Source organism: Salegentibacter sp. (assembly GCF_041642575.1).
Taxonomy (GTDB): Bacteria; Bacteroidota; Bacteroidia; order Flavobacteriales; family Flavobacteriaceae; genus Salegentibacter.
The window spans coordinates 1-15166 of record NZ_JBEPWD010000015.1; the positions used below are offsets into that span (position 1 = coordinate 1).

Consider the following 15166-nt stretch of genomic DNA (forward strand, 5'->3'; position numbering starts at 1 on the left):
GGAGTTTTAAGCGTACTTTTTTCTGAAAGAATTCCGGTATCACCAATGTCATATCTTATCATTGGGTGGGCCAGATTATAAAGCGAAGTGATTACCACTCGTCCCTCCTGTCCATTTGGTACCGGTTTGTTGTTTTCATCGAGAATCTCTACATACAGATCTTCAGAATTCACTATCCAGTTCCTTTCAGTATCCTCAAAAGCGATTAAACCTACCTCGCTGGCGCCGTATTCATTAACAACCGGTACACCCAATGTTTTTTCCATAAGCTCCCTGTCTTTTTCAAAGAGACGTTCCGAGGTTACTATGCAGAGCTTTAGAGTTGGACAAACGGTTTTCAACCGGATTTCCTTGCTTTCAAGGAATTTAGCAAAAAGCAGAATGGCACTGGTATATCCGTTTATGTAGTCAAAATTTGACTTTTGAAAGCGCTCAAGAAAAATCTCCATCTTCCTGTCGCTGAGGTCAAAGATATTGAAACGCCTCCTTAAGCTGATCCTGTCTTTAAAGCGCTCCTGAAGATTTCCGTATATATCCAAAGGTATACCATAAAAACGGGCCTGTAAGCTCCTGTTAAGGTCTATTCCATGCCATTGATACCTCTCGTGGAACCCTGCCCAGCTAAGCGCATGGCAGAACCTGTCCTTGGCAAAAATAAAAGGCTCACCGCTGCTGCCAGAGGTTTTCCCTATGTAAATATTGTGTTTTGTGAATTTTTTGCTAAGTCTGTGTTTTAGTTTTTGCTGAAGTTCAGCCTTTTGAAGGACAGGTACTTCCTCCCACTTTTCAAACGTTTCTTTTGTACAAAATTCCCGGTAAAATGGATTATTCTTTAAATGAAAGTCAAGAATCTCGAATTTCTTGCGCTCTAGATAATCTTGATAATAGTCTTCAGGGATCTCACGGATCTTTCCCAAAAGTTTTTGTGCCCGGTTTATTGGGAATTTATTTAATTGTAGGGACAGCTTAAACCAGTTCAAGGACAAATTGCGTTTTTATTCGAAATAAATTGGTGCTTCAATTTACAAACAATTATTTTTGGGACAACATTTAAAAGACTTTCAGAATGAAAATTTTAATCCTTGGCTCCGGAGGCCGTGAACACACTTTTGCATGGAAAGTTGCCCAGAGCAAAAAATGCACTAAACTTTTTGTGGCACCGGGCAACGCAGGAACCGCTCAACTTGCTGAAAATGTAGACTTAAAGCTAAGCGATTTTGAAGGTATTAAGGATTTTGTACTGAAAGAAACGGTTGAGATGGTCATCGTAGGGCCTGAAGACCCTCTTGTGCAAGGAATAAGCGATTTTTTTACTGAGGATCCAGAATTGAATTCGGTGAAAGTAATTGGACCTTCCAAACGCGGTGCTCTCCTTGAAGGAAGTAAAGAACGAGCCAAGGAATTTATGGCTATGCACAACATTCCTACTGCAGCTTATGAAAGTTTTACTGTTGAAAGTTTAGAGGCCGGTAAAAAATTCCTGGAAACTCTAAACCCACCCTATGTTCTTAAAGCCGATGGACTTGCTGCCGGGAAGGGAGTTTTAATCCTTGATAGCTTGGATGAAGCCAAGGCCGAACTCGAAAGTATGCTTTCTGATAAGAAATTTGGAGAGGCCAGTGCTAAAGTGGTAATTGAGGAATTTCTCGATGGGATTGAACTTAGCGTCTTTGTGCTTACTGACGGTAATAATTATAAGATTCTCCCAACAGCCAAAGATTATAAACGAATTGGAGAAGGAGATACCGGTCTTAATACCGGGGGAATGGGAGCGATTTCACCTGTGCCTTTTGCCGATGAAGAGTTGATGAATAAAATTGAAGAGCGTATTGTAAAACCTACCGTAAACGGATTACGGGAAGAAGAAATAGACTACAAAGGTTTCATCTTTATTGGTTTAATTAAAGTTGGTGATGAACCATATGTTATAGAATATAATGTTCGAATGGGCGACCCCGAAACTGAAGTTGTCCTTCCCAGAATAAAATCTGATTTGGTGGAATTGTTGGAAAAGGTTTCTGAAGGAAAATTGAACGAAGCTACTCTGGAAATTGAAAAGCAGGCTGCTACTACTGTGATGCTGGTTTCAGGAGGTTATCCAGAGGCCTATGAAAAAGGCAAAGAGATAAACGGGTTTGATGATGTTAAGGATAGCATTATTTTTCACGCAGGAACTAAGCATGAAGGTGAAAGAATTGTAACCAGTGGAGGAAGAGTAATAGCTATTACTTCGTTTGGAACCGATTACAAACAGGCACTAAAAAAATCTTATCAAAATGCAGAGAAACTACATTTTGATAAGATGTATTATAGAAAGGATCTTGGTTTTGACCTAGCCTAAGAACGAGTGTGCCGAAGGATCACGGTTTTCTTCGTTGTTATCGTTGAATTTTTTCAGCTGATTCATCCAAAAGAAAAAAGCTGCTAGTCCAACCAGGACAAAAATAAAATTAATGGCGTTGGCTGCCCACCAGGAGCTTAACTCCAGTTCACGAAGTGCGTCTAATGGTAAAAACAACACCTCTTCAAAAATATAGGCGATTCCTTCAAAAAAATCTCTCATCTAAGTAATTTTTATGGCGCTTTGCTGTTTATTTAGCAAGACCTATTATTAACCGGCCATCTGGGCCCTCAAATAATAACTTTGTTATATTTTAGTTTACAAAAATAGAAAAAACAGCAATGCTAACAAGCTTTTTTGGTAAATCAAAACCTCTTAATGGAATAGGGGTGGCAATATTTATGTTGCTTTTTTATGTGTTTGCCAATTTCAGGGAATGGTTTCTGGATTTTAATTTGCTGATATTTTTTGAAAAACTCTTTGTTTTACTGGCATTTTTGCTTAGCGTCTATGTTCTGAACTTTATTGCCAAGAAAAATGAACTCACCCGCAGAAGTGCCTATAAGATCCTTCTTTTCGCTGTTTTTACCACTTCCTTTTTTGCGCTGCTCTCTAATACCCAGGTTATTTTTGCTAATCTTTGTGTCTTATTCGCCTTTAGGCGTATCCTGAGTTTGCGTTCCAAAAAGATTATGCAAAAAAAAGTGTTTGATGCCACCTTTTGGATCTGTATCGCCTCGATCTTTTATTTCTGGTCTATTTTATTTCTTATTGTTGTTTACGCCGGAATACTATTTTACCTTCCCAAATTCAAGAACTGGTTGATTCCCCTGGTTGCTTTTCTTGCGGTATACCTACTTAATCTTAGCTTTCACTTGGTAGTCTATGATAATATTTATGGATTTATTCAATGGTATGAACCGGTAAATTTCGATTTCAGCAGTTATCAGGAGTTGTCTTTGCTCATTCCCTTAAGTCTAATATTGGCAGTTCTCATCTGGACATTTGGTAATTTCTTTAGACTGATTCAAAAAGCAAGTATTAGTTTAAGACCTTCTTTAAACCTGGTTTTGTTTAGCCTGATTGCCTCCATTGCTATAGCCGTGTTTTCTCCTACCAAAGACGGAAGCGAGCTCATCTTCTTTTTTGTTCCTCTGAGTATTATCGCTTCAACATGGTTCGAACGAAAAAAAGATAAGATATTCAAAGAGATCTTACTGGCGATCTTAATTTTAATGCCGCTGGCGGTTCCTTTTCTTAGATAAAGAGAATAGGGGTTCTTAGGACAAGCGGGCTTATGCTTTAGAACTATTTTAAAATATGGTACCTTTGTGAGACAAAAAAAGAGGCCAGATTAGCCTTTAAATATTTATATAATTCAGAAAAAAATAGATTATGTTTTCAGATAAAGCGAATAAAATATTTCAGAAAGTAATAGAAAAATACCACGAAAAAGACACTGTAGACCAGCCATTTTCGAATCCATACGATACGGAAAAGAATCTAATAGAGCATTTGCTATACAAAAAATGCTGGATAGACACCGTACAGTGGCATTATGAAGATATAATTAGAGATAAAAATATAGACCCTGTAGATGCACTTGCCCTTAAAAGACAAATAGATGCTTCCAACCAGGACCGTACGGATACAGTTGAATATATTGATAGTTATTTTCTGGAAAAATTCAAGGATGTAGAACCAAAAGAGAATGCCACTATTAATTCTGAAAGTCCTGCCTGGGCGATAGATCGTTTATCTATCCTTGCCTTGAAAATCTACCACATGAATGAGGAAGCCAACCGGGAAGATGCCTCGCAGGAGCATCAGTTAAAATGCGATGCGAAATTGAAGGTTTTACTGGAACAGAGAGTAGATCTCTCTACAGCGATCAATCAGCTTCTGGAAGATATTGCAAATGGCGTTAAGTATATGAAGGTATACAGGCAGATGAAGATGTATAATGACGATGAGCTAAACCCTGTTTTACGGGGAAAATAATCAGTATTTAGATTTGAGAAAAGCCATATTTCATATTTGAAAAAGTTTTGAAAATATGGCTTTTTTTTCGGAAAATGAAACCGGAAATATGAGCGTAACCAAAACAACCAATAAAGCCCCGGCATCTCAAGATAAGAGCGCCCATATTCTGGTGATAAGGCTTTCTGCGATGGGAGATGTGGCTATGGTAGTTCCGGTTTTGCAAACCCTTAATGCAACTTATCCAGAATTAATGATCACGATGCTCACCCGTGGTTTTTTTAAACCGATGTTTCAGGATATTCCAAATGTTTCAGTTTACGAAGCCGATGTGAATGGGGTCCATCAAGGGGTCCTGGGTCTTTCTCGTCTGGCAAAAGAATTACGCGATGAAGGAATTGATGTTGTTGCAGATCTTCATAATGTGTTAAGGAGCAATATATTGAAATCGGTATTTTTTCTTTTTGGGATTCCGGTAGCACAGATCGACAAAGGTCGAAAAGAGAAAAAAGCACTAACCCGGGAAAAAGACAAGGTTTTTAGACCCTTGAAATCCACCCATCAGCGTTATGCTGATGTTTTTTCAGCCCTGGGCTACCCAATAGATTTAAGTACACATCATTTTCCGAAGAAAAGGCAGCTTACTGAAAATATTAAAAAAATCGTTGGCCCTGATCCTGAAAAATGGCTGGGCATTGCACCTTTTGCGCAACACAACTCCAAGGCTTATCCTCCAGATCTTATGGCTAATGTCTTAAATCAACTTTCCAGGAATAAAAAAATTAAAGTTTTGCTTTTTGGAGGTGGAAAAAATGAAAAGGAGCAACTGGATATGTGGGAAGGGCAATTTGAAGATACTATAAGCGTGGCCGGAAAATTGAGTTTTGAAGAGGAACTAGCTCTGATATCTAACCTAGATGCTATGGTCTCCATGGATAGCGGCAACGGCCATCTAGCGGCTATTTTCGGAATTCCGGTTATAAGTATTTGGGGCGTAACCCATCCTTACGCCGGGTTCCGGCCTTTTAAGCAGCCGGAAAGAAATAGCCTGTTGCCTAATCTTGAAAAATATCCAAATATCCCAACCTCGATCTACGGGAATAAATATCCTGAGGGATATGAAAATGCTATCCGGGAAATTAATCCGGAACAGATCTTGGGGAAGATCAATGAGGTTTTGTTTTAAACAAAAAAAGGCAACTGATCGCTGCCTTTTTCCTTTAAACTTTCCTCAGTGATTAAACATCGTCATAATCAACCTTAAGTTTTGGTGTTAAAGGCTGAGCCTGGCAGGTTAAGATAAGCCCTTCTGCAATTTCTTCCTCGGTAAGGATCTGATTTTTGCGCATTTCGGCTTTTCCTTCTTTTATTCTCGCGATGCATGAACTACAGATTCCGCCCTGACAGGAATAAGGAACATCAAGGTCGTGCTCCAAAGCGGCATCCAGAACAGTTACCTTAGAATCCATACTGAAGGTGGTTTCCTCATCATCAACCAATACGGTAAGTTCAGTCTGTCCTTCTACATTGGTTTCGATACTTCCTGAATCTTCTGTGGTGAAGAGTTCAAAATGGATCTTATCATCAGAAACTCCGTTTTCCTTAAGCACTCCCTTCACCTGGTCGATCATTTCCTCCGGGCCGCAAAGGTAGTAGCCAGCAAAAGGATGTTCTTTAAATTTATTTTTTACTACGTAATTCACGGTGCTGGTCTCAATTCGACCAAAATGGGATTTTTCTTCCCGGGTACGGCTGTATACGAATTCAATGAACAGTCTATCCGGAAATTTAGCCTGCAGCTCCAGAAGCTCCTTGAAGAAAATGGTTTCCTCGGGAGATTTATTTCCGTAGGTAAGAATAAATCGGCTCTTTGGTTCTTCAGCCAGAACGGTTTTTAAAATAGAAAGTACTGGGGTGATTCCGCTTCCTGCGGCAAAGGCAGCGTAGCTCTTGGGCTCATTTCCCGGTTCGAGGATGAATTTTCCTTCCGGCGGATGTATCTCTAATTCATCCCCGGCCTGGAGTTTATTATTGGCGATCACAGAAAATTTACCGCCCTCAACCTCCTTGACGGTAACTTTAAATTCCCCGCTTCCGGGAGCCGAACAAAGCGAATAAGCTCTGCGGATCTCTTCCCCGTCAATTTCTGTTTTTATAGTGATATATTGCCCGGCCTTAAAAGCGAATTCTTCCTTTAACTCCTCTGGAATAATAAAGGATAAACTCACTGCTTGAGGGGTTTCCCGTATTACTTCTTTTATTGTTAGTTTATGAAACTTTTGCATTCAAAAAATAATTTTGTGTGCAAAAATACAAAGTATGTATTATTTTATAGTGTAACAATTGACTATTTTTCATTACTTACACAGGAAATAAGCAAGTATGTTTAGGCGTTTTTTATCTCTGGAATGGAAATCATTTTTCAGGTCGGCTAGTGTAGGAAAGAGCCTGGGGCTTAAAATTTTAATGATTTTCCTGGCACTTTATTTTGCCGCTGCATTTTTGTTGCTGGGAATAGGACTTTATCCTCTTTTGCTTGAAGTCTATCCAGACCAAGACCCTCTTGAGCTTGTTAACCGTTTTGTTTTGATTTGGCTTGTCTTCGAACTGGGGCTGAGATTTATGTTGCAGACCTTACCTGTGATGGATATTAAACCGCTCATGATTTTGCCTATACCCAAACGGAAAGTGGTGAATTTTGTTCTGATAAAAAGTCTTTATTCATTTTATAACTTCCTTCCCCTATTCGTTATAATTCCTTTTGGTCTATTTAATATTTATAAAAGCGAATATGCTGTAGGTTCTATTCTAGGCTGGATGTTAGCCATGATAGCTTTGAGTCTCTGTGTGAATTACAGTAATTTTATTATTAAAAAACGCTTTACCGATAATTTAAAAGCCTTGATCCCTGTTATTCTTCTGATTTCGGTTTTAGCGGCTTTGGAATATTTCAAAGTTTTTGAAATTAGTCTCTTATTCGGGAATCTGTTGAACTATTTGGTTGCTACTCCTTATTTGGCCTTGATTCCGGTGAGTTTATTAGTAATTCTCTATAAATGGAATCAACAGAATCTGGAAAGTAAGTTCTATCTGGATGCCGGTTTAAAAGGAAAAAAACTTAGCACCGATACCCGTGATTTCGACTGGACACGGAAATTTGGAAGTATAGCGCCCTTTCTTCAACTGGATTTAAAATTGATATGGCGAAATAAAAGGCCCAAAACCACTATCTATATGTCACTTTTGTTAGTGGGATATGGAATGTTCTTTTATCCTAATGATGCTTACCATGCCTGGGAGGCATTTTATGTTTTCATCGGAATTTTTATGACCGGGATTTTCATGATTAATTTTGGGCAGTTTATACCATCCTGGGATGCCTCTTATTACCCGATGATTATGTCTCAGAATATTCCATTGAAGCAATATCTGGCCTCAAAAGCCGGACTTATAACTTTTAGCGTAGTATTTTTAGCCATTCTAACTACTCCGTATGTTTATTTTGGCTGGCATATTCTAATGATCAATATGGTGAGTGCCTTGTATAATATTGGGGTGAATATTCCTATTTTACTTTATGCCGGTTCATTTAATAAAAAAAGGATAGATCTTGATAAAAGCCCTTTTATGAATTACCAGGGCACCGGTGCGGCCCAATGGCTGGTGAGCCTGCCTTTAATGGCTTTGCCGGTTTTGTTCTATTGGATTGTAGATAAATTTTTAGGAACTGAAGCCGCAATAGGTTTTTTAGCAGCCCTTGGAATTGTCGGTTTGCTATTAAGACCGGTACTTCTTAATGGGATTGCCCAGCGATACCGGGATAGAAAATACGCTATGATTAACGGGTTTAAAGAGACCGGCGAATAAAAAATAAATTTATGATCACTGCAACGAATCTTACCAAAGTTTACAACGGAGCCACAGTTCTGAATATTGAGCATATGGATATTCCACCGGGCCAGAACTTTGGGCTCGTAGGAAATAACGGGGCCGGAAAAACTACTTTTTTCAGCTTATTGCTGGATCTTATTCAACCCACTACCGGGAATATTTTCAATCATGAAATTACGGTGAGCCAAAGCGAAGCATGGAAAGGCTTCACCACTTCCTTTATAGATGAAAGCTTTCTGATAGGTTACCTCACTCCTGAAGAATATTTTTATTTTGTGGGAGAACTCCGAAATCTCAATAAAGCCGATGTTGATGCGGTTTTAGTAGAATTCGAAGACTTTTTTCATGGTGAGATTCTTGGTCGCAAAAAATACCTTCGGGATCTTTCAAAAGGGAATCAGAAAAAAGTGGGTATCGTAGCGACTTTTATTGGAAATCCCAGGGTGGTGATCCTTGATGAGCCTTTCGCGAATCTCGATCCTACAACACAAATTCGGCTTAAAAAGATAATCAGGGAACGTGCGGCAACCAACGAAACTACTTTTCTAATCTCCAGCCATGATCTTATTCACGTAACCGAAGTTTGTGAGAGAATCGTAGTATTGGACAAGGGGGAGGTGGTGAAAGATATTCAAACTTCAGAAGCAACTTTAAGCGAACTGGAAGAATATTTTTCGGGGGAGCCTCGGGTTCAGGAATCGGAGAATATTTGAAAACCGATTTTTGTTTCTAAAAAGAAGCGTATTTTTACATACTAAAACAGTGGTAATTGAGTTTATCTTAATACCTAGAACCGGTTGATCTTGAATACTTTTACTAGATTTTTTGTGCTCGTAATTGTGGTGGGTAGCATTCTTGGCTGTTCCCGCAAGAAAGACAAATTTATAAACCGGAACTGGCACGCGGTAACTACTGAGTATAATACCCTCTACAATGGCAATCTCGCTCTGGACCAGGGTAGGGAAGAACTCATCGAAAATTATGAAGATAATTTCTGGGATATTCTACCCATAGAACGCATGCAGATAGATGAGCAGATCCTGCTCCCGGATAGCATCAGAAATCAGAATTTTGGTATTGCTGAAGAAAAAGCCGTTAAAGCCATTCAGAAACATTCAATGCTTATAGGCGGAAAGGAGCGAAATCCACAAATTGACGAAGCCTATTTATTGCTGGGAAAAGCTAGATATTATGAGCAACGTTTTATCCCTGCATTAGAAGCTTTCAATTATATTCTTCATAAATATCCTGCGAGCAACAATATCAACAATGCTCAGATCTGGCGGGAAAAGACCAATATGCGTCTTGATAATAACCGACTGGCTATTCAAAACCTGAAAGATATTCTGAAACAGGAAGAACTTAAAAGTAAGGCGTTCGCTGATGCCAACGCTACTTTAGCCCAGGCTTTTGTAAATCTTCAGTTGTTAGACAGCGCCGTGGTTCCTCTCAAGAAAGCTGCGGAAATCACCGATAAAAATGAAGAGAAAGGCAGGTATTATTTTATCCTGGGGCAATTGTACAACCGCATCGATCAACCTGAGCTTGCCAACCAGGCATTTGATGAGGTAATTGCTTTAAACCGAAAATCTCCCAGGATTTATATGATCAATGCCTACGTTGAAAAAGCCAGGAATTTCGATTACAATCAGGGTGATAATTACAGGTTAAGAGAATTGCTTACCGAACTTGAAGAAGACCGTGAAAACAGGCCGTACCTTGATAAGATCTATTTTCAGATTGGCGAATATTACCGAAATATCGATTCCACCAGGCTCGCGGTGGAGTATTATAATAAATCATTAAAGTCTCCGGTTAGTGATAAATATCTGAAATCTATTAATTACGAGATTCTTGCCGACAGGAACTTTGAAGATGCAAGATACCGGGATGCCAGTAAGTATTATGACAGTACTCTGGCGGTGATGTCTCCCCGGCTTAGGGAATACCGCACAATAAAAAAGAAACGGGATAACCTGGAAGACGTAATTTTATACGAGGAAACTCTCGCTAAAAACGATAGCATTTTAATGCTAAGCAGTATGCTTCCTGCTGAACAACTTGAATATTTCACAGCGCATATCGAAGGCCTCAAAGCCAAAGCTGATGCCGATATGTTATCTGATGATTTCGCAGCAAATCTTCCGGAAACCGCCCTTCCTGCTCCGGGTGCTATGCCAACCCCGGGAGGTGCCCGCACTTTTTACTTTTATAATGAAAGCAGGCTACAAAATGGCCTTCAGGATTTTAAAAGAACCTGGGGAAACAGGCCTCTGGCCGATAACTGGCGATGGGGGGAAGTAGGTTTTGTTGAGGGGGATACTACCGAAGAATCCGAAATTGCTGAAATAAATTTTGAAGAAGATCCGCGGTTTGATCCTCAAACCTATATAAATATGATCCCTACAGATCAACGTATTCTGGATAGTCTTGAAAATGATCGCAATATGGCCCGCTATCAACTGGGAATTATTTATAAAGAGAAATATGGGGAATATGATCTGGCAGCAGAAAAACTGGAAGCTCTTTTAGAAGATAGTGAAGACGAAAGTCTTAGACTACCGGCAAAGTATAATTTATACCAGATTTACGGAATGACCGGCCAACTTACCGATCAGGAAAACATGAAACAGGATATTTTCAATAATCATGCTGATTCGCGTTATGCCAATTACATTTTAAACCCTGAATCTGTTACAGAGGATGAAAATTCCCCTGAAGCGGTTTATGCTGAAGTTTTCAGAGACTTTGAGGATGAAAAATATGATGAAGTTCTCGTTGAAGCCAACAAATATATCAATGAATATTCCGGAGAGGAGATCCTGCCTAAATTCGAATTATTAAAGGCAATGGCTACCGGGAGACTGCTGGGACTTGAAGCCTATAAAAATGCACTCAACCATGTTGCCTTAACTTATCCGCAGACAGAAGAAGGTAGAAAGGCAAAGGAATTAAATAGCAACACCATTCCGGCACTTTCAGAAATGGAATTTAACCGGGACAGTTTGCAGACCAATTTTAAACTGATTTCCAGTTTTGATATTTCTGAAAAAGAAGAAGCTTCATCCCTAAAAGAATCTCTGGATAATGCTATAGAAAAGATTGGTTACGATTTAAAGACTTCAGTAGATATTTATGATCCTGCTACTGTTTTTGTAGTAGTACACGGTTTGGAAGACCAGGAAAGGGCTCTGGGTTTTTCAGAATTACTGCAAAATAAAGAATTTAAAATCAACAAGGACTTCATTGCTATTTCAGCAGAAAATTATAGAATTGTACAAATTCATAAGAATTTAGACATTTACCAATCTCCAAATAATTAAAACCCTACTTATGTTTTCTGACCCAAAAAAATCGAAATCCATATCCGAAAATTCCAAAGAGCAAAATAGAATTGCCTCCGGCACAAGCATAACCGGAGATATCAACGCTAAAGGCGGCTTCAGGATTGAAGGCACTTTAGACGGTAATCTTAAAACCGCAGGTAAAGTGGTTATTAGCGAAGGCGGCCATATAAAGGGTCGGCTGGAATGCGAACATGCCGATATTGAAGGGAAAATAGACGGAAATCTTCACGTTGCCGGCACCCTTAGTTTACGAAGTTCTGCAGTTATTGAAGGCGATGTTGTCGCCGGAAAACTTGCTATAGAACCGGGAGCCACTTTTAATGCAACCTGCCAGATGAATGGGGCGGTAAAATCGCTCAAGAAAAAAGATGAAAAAAAATCAGCCTAATAAGTATCTGGCTTATGTGAATATCGCCTTCCAGATGGGAATTATAATCGCTGCCGGGGTTTTTATCGGCATCTGGTTGGATGGAAAATTCCCTAATAAATATTCAGCTTATACCATTTCTCTTTCTCTGTTGGGGGTGTTCGTGGCACTTTACCAGGTTTTTAGAGGCCTAAGGGACCTAGGCGACGACGATTAAAAATTATGAAAACATATTATTCTGCCTTCCTTAAAATATTCATACCCTTTAGTATTCTCCTTTTTGCGATTCAGTATCTATTACTGAATTTCCTATTTGAAACTGATCTTTTCTATCCGGTTTGGGCAATATTTCTTTTCCATATTCTTTCTACATTAATCAATTTCAGCATTTTGTTGTGGGTGCATGAAAATTTTCAGGATAAAACGGGCTTTGCTTTTATGGGGCTTGGTTTGGTGAAGATGTTGGCAGCGGTTATTTTTCTTTTACCGCTGCTATTAAGTGGAATATCTTCAGTTTTTCTGAATATTCTCGCATTTTTTATCCCTTATTTTCTCTTTCTTGGCTTTGAAACTTTTTACGCTGTGAAACTTATTAATACTAAATAAGTAATTGCTAATCAGTGAAATCGTTAAAACGGAACTTAGGCTTAAAAATTTATAGCCGGGGCTTTCAGATAAAAATTAAAAGTATACCTTTGCACGGAAATTTAGAGCCCATAATTTTTAAGCAGAACAGGTACTATGATAGCACATAAATCTTTTAAGATTATAGTGACGTTAACACTAGCCTTCGCCTTACTTCCTTTTTTAGCTTTTGCCTCGGCCGATCAGGCTGAAAATGAATCTGAAGAAAAATTCAATCCTACCGATATGATCCTTCATCATATTGGAGATTCTCATGGATGGCATTTTTTTGGATCAGGTGATAACTCTTACACTTTACCACTACCTGTAATTTTGTGGACAGATAATGGATTTGTAGCCTTTATGTCCAGTGAATTCCATCACGATACCGAAGGGGAATACATCGTTGAAAAGGATGGTATGCAATTCGTAAACTATCATGAAAAGATATATCAGCTTGAGGATGGTGCTGAAAGCCTAAAGTTTAACGAAGAAAACTATCCGGAAAATGCGGTAAAACCGCTTGACCTTTCTATCACAAAGAATGTGGCGGCTATGTTTTTAACCATAATTCTTATGATTTGGTTTTTCTTTGGTCTGGCTTCTTTTCATAAGAAAAACAAACATGCACCGAAAGGCTTTAATAATGTATTAGAAACCCTGGTTTTATTTGTTAGAGATGAGATAGCAAAACCTCAGATTGGCGAGAAGAAGTATATGAAATTCATGCCCTTTTTGCTTACAGTATTTTTCTTTATCTGGATCACCAACATCTTAGGGCTTTTACCGGGTGCAGCGAATGTTACAGGAAATATTGCGGTAACGGTCTCTCTGGGATTGTTCACGCTTGGTTTAATCGTTATGAACGGAAATAAGGATTACTGGAAACACATCTTCTGGATGCCGGGGATTCCTACATTTGTAAAGCCTATCCTTGCAGTAGTTGAGATATTAGGGGTGTTCATTAAGCCTATCGCCCTTATGATTCGTTTGTTTGCTAATATTACTGCGGGTCACATTATTATTTTGAGTTTATTAGGATTGATATTTATATTGGAAAATGCAGGAGTTGCCGGAATTTCGGTGCCGTTTGCACTTTTCATCACAATACTGGAATTGCTGGTAGCATTCCTTCAAGCGTTTATTTTTACAATGCTGTCTGCCCTGTTTATCGGAATGGCGGTTGCGGAACATGAACATCATTAATTTTAATTTTTAATTTATCTATTATGGAATTATTGTATGTAGGTCTTGCAGCTCTAGGAGCTGGATTAGCAGTAGTTGGAGCAGCTATTGGTGTTGGTAAAATTGGTGGTTCAGCAATGGACGCTATTGCCCGTCAACCGGAAGCTTCTGGAAAGATCCAAACAGCTATGATTATCGCCGCTGCACTTGTAGAAGGTGTTGCCCTTTTTGGGGTGGTTGCCGCTTTACTTGGTGTACTTAGATAGTCAAACCTTAAAGAAAGCCACTTCGCAACGGTTGGTTGCGAAGCGGTTTTTTTAAAAATGATGTTTTTTAAACTTTTTTACTATATAGATTATGGATTTAATAACTCCTGAATTCGGATTATTTTTCTGGCAAACAATTGTGTTTTTGGTGCTAATCTTCGTTATGGCGAAGTTTGCCTGGAAACCAATTCTTGGAGCGGTAAATACTCGGGAACAATCAATTAACGATGCCCTGGCCTCTGCTGAAGAAGCCCGTAAGGAAATGCAAAACCTTAAGTCAGATAACGAGCAACTTTTAAAAGAAGCTCGTGCTGAAAGGGATGCTATTCTTAAGGAAGCTCGTGAAATTAAGGAAAGAGTTATCGCTGAAGCCACAGAAGATGCTCAGAAGAAAGCCGATAAGATCGTAGTACAGGCTCAGGAAACCATTAAACTGGAAAAGCAGGCTGCAATGACTGAATTAAAAAATCACGTTGCCGCACTTTCAATCGAGATCGCAGAGAAAGTAGTTCGCAGAGAGCTTTCAAGTGATGAAAAACAGCACCAGATGATCGATGAGATGCTTGGTGATGTTTCTACTTTAAACTAATTTAAGATGAAAGGAACCAGAGCAGCACAACGTTACGCTAAGGCAATAATCGGTCTGGCAAAGGATAAGAATGCCACCGATGCGGTATATGAAGATATGCAGAGCATTTCTCAAACCATTGCTAATAGCAAAGACCTAAAAAGTATGCTTGGTAGCCCGGTAGTTAAATCGGGAATTAAAAAAAGCGCCCTCCGCGAAATATTTAAAGATGCTCATGCTATAACCATGAGTGGAATTGATATTCTTGTTGAGAACGGCCGTATTAATCTTTTAGATATCGTAGCAAGACAGTATATTGTAAAGTATCACTCGTTGAATAATACTCAACAGGCTGTAGTTACAACAGCAGTTCCTTTAACAAAGGAGCTTGAAGAAAAAGTTCAGGTTAAGATTAAAGAACTAACCGGAAATGAAGCCAGCCTCAAAAATGTAGTTGATGAAGATATGATTGGTGGTTTCGTGTTGAGGGTTGGTGATTTGCAATATGATGCCAGTGTAGCCAGCAACCTTAACAGGCTTAAGAGAGAATTAAAAAACAACACATACGTTTCAAAATTAAATTAAAACCGTTACACC

17 protein-coding genes are annotated in these 15166 nt (G+C 39.0%); 14 read left to right on the forward strand and 3 right to left on the reverse strand.

Annotation, left to right across the window (positions count from 1 at the left end):
- Positions 1-917, reverse strand: a 917-nt coding sequence (locus tag ACESK1_RS04430) for a phenylacetate--CoA ligase family protein (protein WP_372918318.1), incomplete at its 3' end; no start/stop codon positions are given.
- A gap of 149 nt (positions 918-1066) precedes the next feature.
- On the opposite strand from ACESK1_RS04430, the gene purD reads away from it, so the two are divergent.
- Positions 1067-2341: a phosphoribosylamine--glycine ligase gene (gene purD, locus ACESK1_RS04435; RefSeq protein WP_372918320.1), complete on the forward strand. Its 1275-nt coding sequence runs from the start codon at positions 1067-1069 to the stop codon at positions 2339-2341.
- Here purD and ACESK1_RS04440 read toward each other — a convergent pair.
- Positions 2333-2563: a uracil phosphoribosyltransferase gene (locus ACESK1_RS04440; protein ID WP_372918322.1), complete on the reverse strand. Its 231-nt coding sequence runs from the start codon at positions 2561-2563 to the stop codon at positions 2333-2335. The two genes, purD and ACESK1_RS04440, sit on opposite strands and share 9 nt — an antisense overlap.
- A gap of 119 nt (positions 2564-2682) precedes the next feature.
- Here ACESK1_RS04440 and ACESK1_RS04445 point away from each other — a divergent pair, with 119 nt between their 5' ends.
- From ACESK1_RS04445 to ACESK1_RS04455, 3 genes are all read left to right on the forward strand, one after another.
- Positions 2683-3606 (forward strand): DUF6427 family protein, encoded by a 924-nt coding sequence (locus tag ACESK1_RS04445; RefSeq protein WP_372918324.1) that lies wholly within the window; start codon positions 2683-2685, stop codon positions 3604-3606.
- A gap of 130 nt (positions 3607-3736) precedes the next feature.
- A complete protein-coding gene (locus tag ACESK1_RS04450; RefSeq protein WP_372918326.1) occupies positions 3737-4342 on the forward strand; it encodes a DUF4254 domain-containing protein in 606 nt (201 codons plus the stop codon).
- Positions 4343-4397: 55 nt separating this feature from the next.
- Positions 4398-5507 carry a glycosyltransferase family 9 protein gene (locus ACESK1_RS04455; protein WP_372918328.1) on the forward strand — a complete coding sequence of 370 codons (1110 nt, stop codon included), beginning with the start codon at positions 4398-4400 and terminating at the stop codon, positions 5505-5507.
- Between the two features lie 52 nt (positions 5508-5559).
- Here the strand turns inward: ACESK1_RS04455 and ACESK1_RS04460 are convergent, their stop codons facing one another.
- A complete protein-coding gene (locus ACESK1_RS04460) occupies positions 5560-6606 on the reverse strand; it encodes a 2Fe-2S iron-sulfur cluster-binding protein (RefSeq protein WP_372918330.1) in 1047 nt (348 codons plus the stop codon).
- Positions 6607-6703: 97 nt separating this feature from the next.
- On the opposite strand from ACESK1_RS04460, the gene ACESK1_RS04465 reads away from it, so the two are divergent.
- The 10 genes from ACESK1_RS04465 (at position 6704) to atpH (ending at position 15154) form a co-directional block, all read left to right on the forward strand.
- Complete coding sequence (locus ACESK1_RS04465; protein WP_372918332.1) at positions 6704-8188, forward strand: DUF5687 family protein; 1485 nt, start codon at positions 6704-6706, stop codon at positions 8186-8188.
- Between the two features lie 11 nt (positions 8189-8199).
- Positions 8200-8925 carry an ABC transporter ATP-binding protein gene (locus ACESK1_RS04470; protein WP_372918334.1) on the forward strand — a complete coding sequence of 242 codons (726 nt, stop codon included), beginning with the start codon at positions 8200-8202 and terminating at the stop codon, positions 8923-8925.
- A 90-nt stretch (positions 8926-9015) separates the two neighbouring features.
- Positions 9016-11535, forward strand: coding sequence for a tetratricopeptide repeat protein (locus ACESK1_RS04475; protein ID WP_372918336.1), 2520 nt, complete (start codon positions 9016-9018; stop codon positions 11533-11535).
- A 10-nt stretch (positions 11536-11545) separates the two neighbouring features.
- Positions 11546-11947: a polymer-forming cytoskeletal protein gene (locus ACESK1_RS04480; RefSeq protein ID WP_372918338.1), complete on the forward strand. Its 402-nt coding sequence runs from the start codon at positions 11546-11548 to the stop codon at positions 11945-11947.
- The gene (locus ACESK1_RS04485; protein WP_372918340.1) at positions 11928-12143 is read left to right on the forward strand and encodes an AtpZ/AtpI family protein; all 216 of its coding nucleotides are present in this window, start codon (positions 11928-11930) and stop codon (positions 12141-12143) included. Before ACESK1_RS04480 ends, ACESK1_RS04485 begins: the two co-directional genes overlap by 20 nt.
- Positions 12144-12148: 5 nt before the next feature.
- Positions 12149-12532 carry a hypothetical protein gene (locus ACESK1_RS04490; RefSeq protein WP_372918342.1) on the forward strand — a complete coding sequence of 128 codons (384 nt, stop codon included), beginning with the start codon at positions 12149-12151 and terminating at the stop codon, positions 12530-12532.
- A gap of 135 nt (positions 12533-12667) precedes the next feature.
- Positions 12668-13756, forward strand: coding sequence for a F0F1 ATP synthase subunit A (gene atpB, locus ACESK1_RS04495; protein ID WP_372918343.1), 1089 nt, complete (start codon positions 12668-12670; stop codon positions 13754-13756).
- Between the two features lie 23 nt (positions 13757-13779).
- Positions 13780-14001, forward strand: coding sequence for an ATP synthase F0 subunit C (atpE, locus tag ACESK1_RS04500; RefSeq protein WP_072553516.1), 222 nt, complete (start codon positions 13780-13782; stop codon positions 13999-14001).
- 91 nt (positions 14002-14092) lie between these two features.
- The gene (locus ACESK1_RS04505; protein WP_372918345.1) at positions 14093-14590 is read left to right on the forward strand and encodes a F0F1 ATP synthase subunit B; all 498 of its coding nucleotides are present in this window, start codon (positions 14093-14095) and stop codon (positions 14588-14590) included.
- Positions 14591-14596: 6 nt separating this feature from the next.
- Positions 14597-15154: an ATP synthase F1 subunit delta gene (atpH, locus tag ACESK1_RS04510; protein ID WP_372918347.1), complete on the forward strand. Its 558-nt coding sequence runs from the start codon at positions 14597-14599 to the stop codon at positions 15152-15154.
- The last annotated feature ends 12 nt before the right edge of the window (positions 15155-15166 follow it).